This window comes from Acinetobacter equi (assembly GCF_001307195.1).
Lineage (GTDB): Bacteria > Pseudomonadota > Gammaproteobacteria > Pseudomonadales > Moraxellaceae > Acinetobacter > Acinetobacter equi.
Map to the genome: position 1 here is coordinate 440,974 of NZ_CP012808.1, position 13,116 is coordinate 454,089.

7 protein-coding genes and 4 tRNA genes are annotated in these 13,116 nt (G+C 36.5%); 9 read left to right on the plus strand and 2 right to left on the minus strand.

From position 1 onward, the window contains the following. Nucleotides 1-375 precede the first annotated feature (375 nt). From AOY20_RS02000 to AOY20_RS02025, 6 genes are all read left to right on the plus strand, one after another. Nucleotides 376-3,732, plus strand: a complete 3,357-nt coding sequence (locus tag AOY20_RS02000; protein WP_054580328.1) for an Rne/Rng family ribonuclease — start codon at nt 376-378, stop codon at nt 3,730-3,732. A 176-nt stretch (nt 3,733-3,908) separates the two neighbouring features. Beyond that, a complete protein-coding gene (locus tag AOY20_RS02005) occupies nt 3,909-5,750 on the plus strand; it encodes a long-chain-acyl-CoA synthetase (RefSeq protein ID WP_054580329.1) in 1,842 nt (613 codons plus the stop codon). A 131-nt stretch (nt 5,751-5,881) separates the two neighbouring features. Then, a tRNA-Lys gene (locus AOY20_RS02010) sits at nt 5,882-5,957 on the plus strand. A 20-nt stretch (nt 5,958-5,977) separates the two neighbouring features. Further along, nucleotides 5,978-6,053 (plus strand) — tRNA-Lys (locus AOY20_RS02015). A 75-nt stretch (nt 6,054-6,128) separates the two neighbouring features. Beyond that, nucleotides 6,129-6,204, plus strand: a tRNA-Lys gene (locus tag AOY20_RS02020). 203 nt (nt 6,205-6,407) lie between these two features. Beyond that, nucleotides 6,408-6,483 (plus strand) — tRNA-Lys (locus AOY20_RS02025). 8 nt (nt 6,484-6,491) lie between these two features. Here AOY20_RS02025 and AOY20_RS02030 read toward each other — a convergent pair. Continuing rightward, nucleotides 6,492-7,115, minus strand: coding sequence for a hypothetical protein (locus AOY20_RS02030; protein WP_054580330.1), 624 nt, complete (start codon nt 7,113-7,115; stop codon nt 6,492-6,494). 262 nt (nt 7,116-7,377) lie between these two features. Here AOY20_RS02030 and AOY20_RS02035 point away from each other — a divergent pair, with 262 nt between their 5' ends. From AOY20_RS02035 to glyS, 3 genes are all read left to right on the plus strand, one after another. After that, nucleotides 7,378-7,635 carry a PspC domain-containing protein gene (locus AOY20_RS02035; RefSeq protein ID WP_054580331.1) on the plus strand — a complete coding sequence of 86 codons (258 nt, stop codon included), beginning with the start codon at nt 7,378-7,380 and terminating at the stop codon, nt 7,633-7,635. A gap of 1,272 nt (nt 7,636-8,907) precedes the next feature. Then, nucleotides 8,908-9,885, plus strand: coding sequence for a glycine--tRNA ligase subunit alpha (gene glyQ / locus AOY20_RS02040; RefSeq protein ID WP_054580332.1), 978 nt, complete (start codon nt 8,908-8,910; stop codon nt 9,883-9,885). Further along, nucleotides 9,885-11,954: a glycine--tRNA ligase subunit beta gene (gene glyS, locus AOY20_RS02045; RefSeq protein ID WP_054580333.1), complete on the plus strand. Its 2,070-nt coding sequence runs from the start codon at nt 9,885-9,887 to the stop codon at nt 11,952-11,954. The genes glyQ and glyS overlap by 1 nt, the downstream gene beginning before the upstream one ends. A 68-nt stretch (nt 11,955-12,022) precedes the next feature. On the opposite strand, the gene AOY20_RS02050 is transcribed toward glyS, so the two are convergent. After that, nucleotides 12,023-13,000, minus strand: coding sequence for an ESPR-type extended signal peptide-containing protein (locus AOY20_RS02050; RefSeq protein WP_054580334.1), 978 nt, complete (start codon nt 12,998-13,000; stop codon nt 12,023-12,025). Nucleotides 13,001-13,116 lie beyond the last annotated feature (116 nt).

A 13,116-nucleotide genomic window follows, 5' to 3' on the forward strand; every position in this document is an offset into this window, starting at 1 on the left:
CTGATGTTAAATTCAGGCTACAGCGTTGATGTATTGGATCTGCACTAATTGTAAAATGCGATGATTAATTCCGCATTTAGTAGACGCTCTATCGAATATGAAGGGATGATCTTGAGCAATGTGACAGTGAAAGTTACTCACATCCAATGCACCGCTAGTCCGCCAGTGAATCACACAGGTGACTTTAATCGTTTAAAGATTGAAGCCGTATTGCCATCATCAATACGTGAATCAAAACCGAAGTCCAATTAGAGACCGGTAATAAAACTCAGACCACAATCGGTTTATTTGAGATCTGAGCATTGATCCGTGATGTTTGATGTTCGCTACGCGTAACGCGATGTTTGTTGTGTATCACTATAAGGTGTTACACCCATGAAACGTATGTTGATTAATGCAACACATGCCGAAGAAATTCGCGTTGCACTTGTCACTGGTCAGCGTCTTTACGATTTTGATTTAGAAAACCGTACCCGTGAACAAAAAAAATCTAATATTTATAAAGGTCACGTGACTCGCGTTGAACCTTCTTTAGAAGCTGTATTCGTCGAATACGGAGCTGGTCGCCAAGGCTTCTTATCAATGCGAGAAATCGCAAACTCTTACTACAAAGCAGATCCTCGCCAAACTTCAAACATCAGAGAGCTGATTACTGAAGGCACTGAACTTTTGGTGCAAGTAGAAAAAGAAGAACGTGGTAATAAAGGTGCTGCTCTTTCGACTTTTATCTCTTTAGCTGGTCGCTATTTAGTTCTTATGCCAAACAATCCGAAAGGTGGTGGTATTAGCCGCCAAATTTCAGGATCTGTTCGTGAAGAGCTTAAAGAAACTTTAGCTTCTTTAAATATTCCTCGCGGTATGAGCGTTATTGTACGTACTGCTGGTATTGGTCGCTCTCAAGAAGAATTACAACTAGATTTACAACACTTGCTTGATCTTTGGACACAAATTCAAAGTACTGCGAATTCTGGCCCATCTCCAATGCTTGTTCATCAAGAAGCTGGCGTTGTAACGCGTGCTATTCGTGATTACTTACGTGACGATGTTTCAGAAATTTTAATTGATTCTGAGCAAGCTTATAACGAAGCATATAACTTTGTTAAAGCTGTAATGCCACGTCAATTAGAAAAATTAAAAACATATACATTAAATGAGCCTTTATTTGCTCACTTTGGTATTGAAAGCCAAATTCAAACTGCTTACGAACGTGAAGTTAAACTTCCTTCAGGTGGTTCAATTGTTATTGACCAAACCGAAGCATTAGTTTCTATTGATATTAACTCTGCAAAATCAACTCGTGGTCATGACGTTGAAGAAACTGCATTAAATACAAACATAGAAGCTGCAGAAGAAATTGCTCGCCAACTTCGTCTACGTGATATTGGTGGTTTGGTTGTAATCGACTTCATCGATATGACTAAAGACCGTAACCAACGTATGGTTGAAGCAAAACTTCGTGAAGCAACACAAAGCGATCGTGCTCGTATTCAATTCGGTCAATTATCTCGCTTTGGTTTAATGGAAATGAGCCGTCAACGCTTACGACCATCTTTAGAAGAAGCTACTGGTTATGTTTGCCCTCGCTGTCATGGTACAGGTATGGTGCGTGACCTTCGCTCTCTTTCTCTTTCTATCATGCGTAAAGTTGAAGAAATTGCACTTCGCGAACGCCATGGTGAAGTTCAGGTTCAAGTTCCTGTAGAAATTGCGGCATTCTTATTAAATGAAAAGCGCCATAGTCTTGTCTACTTAGAACAAACATCAAATGTACGTGTAACTGTATTACCTCACCCACATTTAGAAACGCCACATTACGAAATTTCTTATAACCCAGAAGGTTTTGCACCAACAAGTTATGAGCGTACTGAAGCGACTCGCAATAGCGAAAAAGAATTAGGTTATGAATCATCTGAATGGCATTTGGATGAAGAGCAAACTCATCAGCATACTGCTCAGACAAACCATGACAAAGGTTCAAAAAGACAAAAGTCTCCACAACAAAATGCACCTGTTACAGCTCAAAAAGCACCTACTGTAGCAGCACCTTCAACTAGCCCATGTGCTTGGTTAGAAAATTTATTTGTACAAAAGCAAGCTGCGACTATTGATCAGTCACGCACAGCAAATAATGCTGCAGCTGCAATTGAACAAATGGTTAATGGTGGTGCTGTAAGTCGTGGACAGTTTGGGCAAATTAACCAAACTCAAACTATTCCAAACCACACAGCAACTCAAAATAATGATGCAAATGCTTATTTAGCACCATCTTCAGTTACTCAAAAACCTGAACGTGATGCAGCAGAAAAAGCAGAGCGTGAAGAAAAGCGTCCTGCTAAAAAGCGCAATAACAACAATAAGCATAAAGAGCAACGTGAACAAAATAATCAACATGATCAACAACAAAATATTGTTCATGAAGAAATTGTTCAAGTTTCTCGCCAAGATCAACGTCAAGAAGCACGTGAAAATAAACGTAATTCTCGTCGTCAACATCAACATGATCAACACCAAGAAACTCAGCAAAATCATGAGCAAAACTCGGTGCCACGTCGTGACCGCAACAACCAACAACGTCCAAACAGACCAAATCGCCAACGTGATCCAAGTGTGTTAAATGAACCTGTTGTTGCAACTGAAGTTACTGCTGAAGCGAAACAAGAGCAATCAGTAAAGCAGCCTCAAGTTGAATTAATCAATGCACCAAAATCAGAAATGATTCCAACTGCACTGGTTGTAAATGTTGATCAAGCGAAAAGTGAAATTGTTGCATTAAATAACAATACTCATGTCGTTCCTCAAATCGCACCAACAGAAGCAAAAGTTGAAGCGCCTGTTGTAGCAGAAAAAGTACAGCCACAAATTGAGGTTGTATCAAAGCAAGATGAACAACAAAATATTGTTCAGCAACCTGTTAAACGTGCAAGCAACGATCCTCGCCAACGTCGTCGTGAACAACGCAATGCGCAAGCACAGCCTCGTACACCTAAAATTGCACCTTCTCAAGTGCCAACATTAGGTCAATATACGGTGGGCAGTTTAATTCGCCATATTTATGGTGATGATTGTGCTGTATTAATTGAACAGTTTGGACTTATTCCAACATTCAATCGCGCATTACAAAAATTTGCAGATCAATACAGTGCTTCTGTCGCTTCAGCACAACAAATGCCTGAAGAAGACAAAAAACCTGTTACACGTGATGTGGAAGTAACCAAGGCTCAATTAGAAGCAGAACCTGCTCCTATTTTAGACTTAACACCACCAAAACCTGTATCAGAAAAACGTGTTGCAAATGATCCTCGTGAACGTCGTCGTTTAGCTAAACTTGCAGCAGAGCAAGCATTAGTTCAAGCGAAACAAGCACACATTGAAGCAGAGAAAGTTCAAACTGAAGCGCCTCAAGCTGAAGTAGAAGCAGTCGCTGTTAAAGAAACATCAGCAACAAATGATGTTATCGTGCAAGAGACTAAAACAGAAGAAGTGACTGTAGAAGTTAAAGAAGAAGTTATTGAAATTTCTGAACCTAAAACTTCAACAGTTGCAACTAAAACTGAAGCTCAAAAAGAAGAAACAAATAATGTTTCTAGCGAGCCCATCCAAGCTGACTTAGTGATCGATAATGATCAAGAGTCAACTGCTGAATCAGCTGAAAAACCAGCAAAAGAAAAAGCAGTTCGACCTCGTCGTCCTCGTGGACGTCCACCGAAAAAAGTGGACACTGCAACTGAGTAAAATTTACTTTTTTGCAGGTGACACCCCAATCCAGTCATTTCGGTGACTGGATTTTTTTTAATGTATTTTTCAAATTAGGTTGATTGCACTAGATTTTAAAGATTAAAAGAAAGCATGTGCCTTCGAAAAATTTCATATTTAGCTAACTTGTATGAAAATACAAAAATGGGAATATTATGAACCAAGTACCCAATAAGAACGTGATTAGTTTTGCTGATGTTATCGCAAAGCTACCGAAATTCATGCCTAAAGTTCCACATTTATTAAGTGGTTTAAAGCAAGCTTATTTACGTACTTCTAATACACCAGCAGGCCTAGGCATTGCATTTGAAAAAGCTGTTCAGCGTCATCCTGAAGGATATGCTTTAAAATTTGAAGATCAAAAATTTACTTATAAAGAATTGAATGAATGGGCAAATCAAATTTCCCACCACTATCTTTCTATCGGTGCAAAAAAGGGTGATGTGATTGCGGTGATGATTGAAAACCGCCCAGAACTCATTGCAACAGTCATTGGTTTAGCCAAAATTGGAGTAACATCGGCACTTGTTAATACATCACAAGTGGGGCAAGTACTTGCTCATAGTATTAACTTAGTTAAACCTATTGCGATTATTGTTGGCGATGAGTGCTTTCAAGCTGTTAATAATATTCGACAAGATTTACATATTCCTTCAAATCATTTTTATTGGTTCGCAGATCAAGAAACTCGGAAAGATGCTGGTGAAGCACCTAAAGGTTTTATTAATTTATCATCAATCATAGACCCCCTCCCTCAGTTCAATCCAGCAACAACACATACAATTCAAGGTAAAACTGGATTATTTTATATTTATACATCTGGCACAACAGGTTTACCCAAAGCGGTTATTTTTACCAATAGCCGATGGACACTTGCTTATGGTACCTATGGTCATGTTTTAGACTTAGATCATGATGATGTTATGTACTGTACACTTCCTCTATACCATGCAACAGGTATTGTCGTGTGTTGGTGTGGGGTAATTGCAGGAAGTGCAACATTAGCTTTACGTCGTAAATATTCAACATCTTCATTTTGGAAAGATGTTCAAAAATTTGATGCTTCAGCGATTGGCTATGTAGGAGAACTTTGTCGATACCTTATGGATGCACCATCATCACCTTTAGAAAAAGGTCATCGTGTAACCAAAATGATCGGTAATGGAATGCGCCCCAATATTTGGGATAAATTCAAAGAACGTTTTGGGATTGAAGAAATTTTAGAACTTTACGCATCTAGTGAAGGAAATGTCGGTTTTAGTAATGTTTTTAACTTTGACAATACCGTTGGTTTTTCCCCTACACCATATGCAGTCATTGAATTTGATAAAGAAAAAAATGAACCAGTGTTAGATGACAAAGGCTGGTGTAAAAAAGTTAAGAAAGGAGACGTTGGCTTACTTATAGGAAAAATTACCCGTCGATCACCTTTTGATGGTTATACAGATCCTGAAAAAAACAAAGCCGTTATTATGCAAAACGTTTTTAAAAAAGGAGATGCTTACTTTAATACGGGTGATTTAGTCCGAGATATTGGCTTTAGACACGCTCAATTTGTCGACCGTTTAGGTGATACATTCCGCTGGAAAGGTGAAAATGTATCAACAACACAAGTTGAAAATATTGTCAGCGAATATCCAAAAGTTGCAGATGCTGTTGTATATGGTGTAGAAATTCCACATACAAATGGTCGAGCAGGCATGGCAGCCATTACACTTTTAGATGGTGAACAACTTGCAGAAGTTGATTATTCAGCAATGTATGAGGAATTTAAAAATGCATTACCTGCTTATGCAATTCCTATTTTTATTCGCATTCAAAAGAAAGTTGAAATAACTGGTACATTTAAGCACCAAAAAAATAAATTAAAAGCACAAGCGTTTAATTTAAAAGAAACAGATGAACAAATTTTAGTTCTTCTTCCTGGTGAAAAAGCGTACTGCCCTCTTAATTTAGAAATTTATAATAATATTCAAAGTTATAAATATCGATTCTAAATGATTAAAGTTGCCTATTTTTTGTTTATATAGCATCAAATTGATTTAATTATAATCAAACATAGGCAACTTCTTTAATTTTTACTTGCGCTCAGCCTATAACTTGCTACAATACGCTCCATCAAATGAATGGGTCGTTAGCTCAGTTGGTAGAGCAGCGGACTTTTAATCCGTTGGTCCCGCGTTCGAGTCGCGGACGACCCACCACTTATTTGATCATCATTGATGGGTCGTTAGCTCAGTTGGTAGAGCAGCGGACTTTTAATCCGTTGGTCCCGCGTTCGAGTCGCGGACGACCCACCATCTATTATCCTAATGGATAACGCAAAATACCAAATCTTGCGTTGTAAAAATGATAATTATCATTTCTACTACTCAGGGTCGTTAGCTCAGTTGGTAGAGCAGCGGACTTTTAATCCGTTGGTCCCGCGTTCGAGTCGCGGACGACCCACCATTCTTTCTTAGGGCTTCTTTCTTCCTTCATGTGAAGAACACGAAACCTGCACTATTCCGACCAAGACAAATAAACCTATTCAGGTTTAGATTAGCCATTCTCGAAATTTTGCTATATCGATGTTGTGAAAACTCAATACTTTACTATCTCTTTAAAGTATTATTTTTGCACTCGGGTGAACTTGTTTCACTAATCCTTGCTCAGGGTTGTTAGCTCAGTTGGTAGAGCAGTAGACTCTTAATCTATTGGTCGTGGGTTCGAACCCCACACAACCCACCATCTATGTTTTATATTTTCTTTTCTTTAATTAACACATAATCACGTGCTGGTTCAGGATTACCACGATCAAAAAACTCTCGATTTTGGGGTGTGGAATACTTTACTTTATGAGAATCCATAATCAGCTTATTTGACTGATCAGCTTTAAAAAAGAATGTCACACCACTACTTCTTTCCAAAACAATTTCATTCTCTTCTGGATCGAAATACCATAAATCACGAGCGTATTGTAAATTAGGACTATAACTAATCTGCCCCAAATGAATAATAGAACTATGTGCTGTACCATCTGGTAATAAGTTTAGAATGACATTAGCCTGGCCACCATCACAATTAATAATTTTGTCCATACAGTCAATATTAGTCTTATAACGCCCAACAAATGGAAGCGCCTCATCTGTTACATTAACTTCCATTAATTTATCATTAGTGTTGATTGCATGACTCATTTGACTCACAGCATCTCTTAATTTAGTAGCGGGAAATACATCCCCATCCCCTTCACGAGATACAATAGCATCATTGTAAGTTGTTGATACAGGCTCTTCTAAAGGCGATTTACTATCACAGGCGATCAACCCTAAGCAACAACAAATAACAAAGTATGATTTATATAAAACATGATTTGGCACTTAATTTATCCTACATATAAATATACTTACTGCTTTCTAGATTCTAAATTTGAATACTCTATACGTAAATTAATATTTTAAGATTTCAAAAACATACTAAAAATAAAACAAACATTATTATGTAAGATATTGGTCTTAACGAATAATATTTTTACATATCGTTACTTATTCAAGTATAAAGAGTCTTTATTTTTTATATTTGGATACCATTTATAATCTATAAATGAATTTCCATTTATGCCAAAGCAAATAGGAAAAAATTATGAGCAATGCAGGTTTATACCGTTCGAATAACTCCAAACTTATTGCTGGAGTCATGGGAGGTATTGCTGAACGATTTGGTTGGAATGCTAATTTGCTACGTATAATTTTTATATTAATTTCTGTATGTAGTGCTGGATTTCCTGGAATTTTAATTTATTTAATTCTTTGGCTTATTATTCCAAAACAGAGCGTTTCTGCACTTCAAGAAATTAATTCTCCATCAACTAAAATAATTAACCCAACATCACACAAATAGAGATAAGAATCCAATGGCTAATTGTTCTAGTATTTCATCCCATACTATAGCTTTTTAGAAGCAATCATTCTCTCAACAAATTTAAAATTTAATACATCCCCCATACTTGAAATGCTTTTAATGCAAAAAACAATAATTAAGTGAAACAAATTGTAAAATATTTCAATATAAAACCATAATTTTAGTTCTTTCATAAGATGAACTATAAATTTTGGTCTCAATATTCTATATACACACTAAGCTTAGTACACTAGCTATAGCATTTAAAATAGCACTAAATTAAAACTTTTTAACATATAAATCAATTGAATAGAAATCAACATTAAAAATAATACAATAAAACTGAGCCACATCTTATTTTTATAGCGTTTCAACATTACTTACCTTTAACCATATATTTAAGATATACTAATAATATGTGAACTATTATGCAATTATATTTAAATATTTGACAATTTTATCATTTTTTAAGATCATTAATTTTCTAAATTTTCCTTAGTAACTTTGCTCAATACGTTAATAAATTTATATGCTTAAAATACATTTCTCTCTATCATTATCTAGTGATTAAGCTAATTGGTCATTAGGAATTAATTAACTTTATCGATCACTTTTACATAAAAACTATTAGCAATTATTTTTAAATATTTTCAATAATTTAATTAAAATTACTTTATTGAAGTGAAATCTCCCATGAATAGCAAGATAATCATCAACATAAAGTCATTTTTCTTCACACCTTTAAAACACTCAAATCGCAATATTATTTATGCCTTAATTTTTGCTCCCATTGGCACCCTTTTTCATTCTTGCTGCATTGTTAATTCTAAAATTTCGAATATTTCAGCTTTCTTTTATAATTTAGCATTTTTTGAGCTTATTATTTATTCTGTATATTTTATTTTACTCTTCCCTCTTCTTTTCATTTTTCAGATAATACTTAAACATCTAAAAATTTATTGTATTTTTACAAGTGCTATAAGTTATATATTAGTGACTCTATTAGCGGCTGCATTCTTTACTACAAATCATGATTTTTCACAAAAATTTTTATTAATTTTATCATTCACCATACCTACCTTCTTTTTTTATGCATTATTTTCATTTTATATTCACACCAAAAATACTCATCCACACCTACTAAGCACTGATCCTGCTTCATAAAAAAAAATTCTCAAAATTAAAACATGAAAATAGCGGAGAGGCTTTGCCACTTACATTGAAACTCCTTATAATTGTGTACAATTTTTCTCTAATTTTAAGTGGATGACCATGAGTCGCGCCATATCGCATATTGATACTTTCCAAGGCTTAATTCTTGCCTTACAAAACTACTGGGCGGAGCAAGGCTGCGTCGTTCTCCAACCTTACGATATGGAAATGGGTGCTGGTACATTCCACACAGCAACTTTCCTTCGTGCACTAGGTCCAGAGACTTGGAATGCAGCATACGTTCAACCATCACGTCGTCCTAAAGATGGTCGTTATGGTGAAAACCCTAACCGCTTACAACACTACTATCAATTCCAAGTAGTACTTAAGCCAAACCCAGATAACATCCAACAGCTTTATTTAGACTCTTTAAAAGCAATTGGTATTGACCCACTTGTACATGACATTCGTTTTGTAGAAGACAACTGGGAATCTCCAACACTTGGTGCATGGGGCTTAGGTTGGGAAGTTTGGCTAAATGGCATGGAAGTAACACAATTCACTTACTTCCAGCAAGTCGGTGGTGTTGAATGCTACCCAGTAACAGGCGAAATTACTTACGGTCTTGAACGTTTAGCAATGTATTTACAAGGTGTAGATTCTGTTTATGATCTTGTTTGGACCAAAGGTCAATTCGGTACTGTTACTTATGGTGATGTGTTCCATCAAAATGAAGTTGAACAATCAACATATAACTTCGAATATGCAAACGTTGAAAAAATGTTTGAACTTTTCGACTTCTACGAAGTAGAAGCAAATCGTTTAATCGAAGCAAAATTACCATTACCTGCTTATGAGCAAGTAATCAAAGCATCTCATTGCTTTAACTTACTTGATGCTCGTGGTGCAATTTCTGTAACTGAACGTCAACGTTATATTTTACGCGTACGTACATTAGCGCGTGCAATTGCAACAAGTTATGTACAGGCTCGTGCAGAATTAGGTTTCCCAATGGCAGAACCTCATCTACGTGATGAAGTACTTGCTCAGTTAAAGGCGCAAGTTGAAGCAGAAGCGAAAGCGGCGGAGAACAAATAATGTCTAAACATACTGTTTTATTTGAACTTGGCTGTGAAGAACTTCCACCTAAAAGCCTTAAAAAATTACGTGATGCACTACAAGCTGAAACAGTTAAAGGCTTAAAAGGTGCAAATCTTGCTTTTGATGCTATTGAAGCTTATGCAGCACCACGTCGTTTAGCACTTAAAATTGTAAATGTTGATGGTGCACAAGCAGACACTCAAAAACGTTTTGATGGTCCTGCAAAACAGGCTGCATTTGATAGCGAAGGCAATCCAACTAAAGCTTTAGAAGGCTTTATGCGTGGTCAAGGTATTACTGTAGATCAAGTATCAACATTCCAAGCGGGTAAAGTTGAAAAAGTTTGCTACTTAAAAGATGTGAAAGGTCAAAGCTTAGATGCTCTACTTCCACAAATTTTACAAAATGCTTTAGATAACTTACCTATTGCAAAACGCATGCGTTCTGCGGCAAGCCGTACTGAATTTGTACGTCCTGTTAAATGGGTTGTATTGTTAAAAGATGATCAAATTATTGATGCAACGATTCAAGATCATAAAGCAGGTAATGTGACTTATGGTCACCGTTTCCATGCACCTGAAGCAATTACACTTACAAATGCAGATGACTACTTACCAAAATTAAAAGCAGCTCATGTTGTTGCTTCATTTGAAGAACGTCAAGCGATCATCGACCAACAAGTAAAAGCATTGGCTGATGAAGTAAATGCCATTGCAATTGTACCAAGTGATTTACGTGACGAAGTAACAGCACTCGTTGAGTGGCCAGTTGCGCTTCGTGCAAGCTTTGAAGAACGCTTCCTTGCAGTTCCACAAGAAGCATTAATCACAACAATGCAAGACAACCAAAAATATTTCTGTTTGGTGAATGCAGACAATAAACTTCAACCTTACTTTATTACTGTTTCAAATATTGAATCTAAAGACCCAATTCAAATTATTGAAGGTAACGAAAAAGTTGTTCGTCCACGTTTGTCAGATGCAGAATTCTTCTTCCTGCAAGACCAAAAGCAACCGCTTGCATCTCGTAAAGAAAAACTTGCAAACATGGTTTTCCAAGCAGAATTAGGTACGCTTTGGAACAAATCTGAACGTATTGCTAAACTTGCGGTAGCATTATCAGCAATTACAGATGCTAAAGCGGAAGATGCTGAAAAAGCAGCTCTTCTTGCAAAATGTGACTTAACTTCTGAATTAGTTGGTGAATTCCCAGAACTTCAAGGTATTGCAGGTACTTACTACGCACGTCTTGAAGGTGAAAATGATGAAGTTGCTGAGTCTTTAGGTGAACAATACTTACCTAAATTCGCAGGTGACGTTTTACCTAAAACAAAAACAGGTACAACCATTGCACTTGCGGATCGTCTAGATACTCTCACAGGTATTTTCGGTATCGGTCAAGCACCTACAGGCTCTAAAGACCCATTTGCATTACGTCGTTCTGCAATTGGTATTTTACGCCTTGTGACTGAAAATGATCTTGATGTGTCAATTGAAGACCTCATCAAGTTAGCACTCGCTGCCTATGGCGATGTATTGAAAGATCACGACAAGACTTTAGCAGATGCTGTTGCATTCCTTGAAGGTCGTTACCGTGCGAAATACGAAGACCAAGGCGTTGCTGTTGATGTGATTCAAGCCGTTCAAGCGTTGTCACCAAAATCTCCACTTGATTTTGACAAACGTGTAAATGCAGTAAACTACTTCCGCGATTTACCTGAAGCTGCTGCACTTGCTGCTGCAAATAAGCGTGTTGCGAACATTCTTGCAAAAGAAGCTGCACCGACAGGTTCAGTAGTTGAAGCGAACTTGGTTGAAGATGCTGAAAAAGCATTATTTGCTGAACTAGCGAAAATCACACCTGTAGTTGAACCGTTATTTGCTGCGAAAGACTATACTGCTGCACTTTCTGCTTTAGCTGCACTTCGTGCGCCAGTGGATGCCTTCTTTGATGGTGTGATGGTAATGGCTGATGATTCTGAACTAAAAGCAAATCGTTTACGCCTACTTGCTCAATTACGTGACTTATTCACAAAAGTTGCCGATATTTCAGTGTTACAGCACTAAGATATAGTAAATAAAAAACCCGCTTTAAGGCGGGTTTTTTATTAGAGCATTTTATATGAATTTCTACTTTACCACTGAAATCCCACAGAAATAGAACCACTAAAGCTACTTTGTGAATCTGTTCCTGCACCTACTTTATAAATATATTTATGATTTGTTGTAATTCCACTTAGCCCAACAGCAATCGCATTTTCTCCCCTATGCGTACTCTCTTTTGATGCCTGTGCTAAATAACCTAAAGCTATAGCACTTGTAGCTGTTGCTGTTGCTGTTGCTGAAGTACCAAATGCAATACTATTAACACCTGATGAAATACTTGAAGTTCCAATAGCCGTAGCATAATTACCTGATGCTTGTGCACCTGTTGTATTATAACTTGTACTTGTCCCCTCACTTCCACCAAAAGCGATTGAGTTAATTCCACTTGCTATAGCAGAATGTCCAATTGCAACAGCTCTACTCGCAACTGCCGCGCTTACTGAACCAAGTGCTAAAGAAAATGCACCATTCGTTACAGAATCACGCCCTAACACAATTGACCCAGACCCTGATCCAGTAGAACGATTTCCAATAACAACAACACTATCACCCGCAATAGTTTTAGAATTCATACCAACAATAATGGCACTACCAGTTGTCGCGATTGATTTAGAACCTACAACAACGCTAGAAATTGAGGAAGAAGATGCATTTCCAATAACGACAGAATCTCCGCCACTCAATCCAGTATCTATGGGATTATTCGCATTATTCCAGTCAACGAAATTTGCATTTCCATCTACTGTTGATGAACCTGATGTAACTATTGCATTACCAGTTCCTGTAGTTGTAATGGTTCTCACGGCAAAAATAGACTGTGTGCACAATAATATGGAACTTAATGTAAAAATAATTGATATATTTTTCACAAAGCATTTATTATTTTTATTAGATTTTTTTATCTCATTTTTTTTACATTTAGTTTTAGTCTTTCCTTTAGATAATTCAGATACAACAATCCATATACCTAAAGAAGCATGCCAAATGACTTTATAAATTTTATTCATGATTTACCCCTTTTTATTTTTATACAAATAAAAAATAATTTTTCTAGTTATATTTCACCCAATGATATTATTTTAATTAAAAATTAATCTATTTTTTATTTTTAATAACTTAACAA

Excerpts from the sequence above, each read along its gene's own strand:
- AOY20_RS02000 (WP_054580328.1), top strand. The coding sequence starts at position 376 with ATGAAACGTATGTTGATTAATGCAACACATGCCGAAGAAATTCGCGTT.
- glyS (WP_054580333.1), top strand. The coding sequence starts at position 9,885 with ATGTCTAAACATACTGTTTTATTTGAACTTGGCTGTGAAGAACTTCCA.
- AOY20_RS02005 (WP_054580329.1), top strand. The coding sequence starts at position 3,909 with ATGAACCAAGTACCCAATAAGAACGTGATTAGTTTTGCTGATGTTATC.
- AOY20_RS02035 (WP_054580331.1), top strand. The coding sequence starts at position 7,378 with ATGAGCAATGCAGGTTTATACCGTTCGAATAACTCCAAACTTATTGCT.
- AOY20_RS02050 (WP_054580334.1), bottom strand. The coding sequence starts at position 13,000 with ATGAATAAAATTTATAAAGTCATTTGGCATGCTTCTTTAGGTATATGG.
- glyQ (WP_054580332.1), top strand. The coding sequence starts at position 8,908 with ATGAGTCGCGCCATATCGCATATTGATACTTTCCAAGGCTTAATTCTT.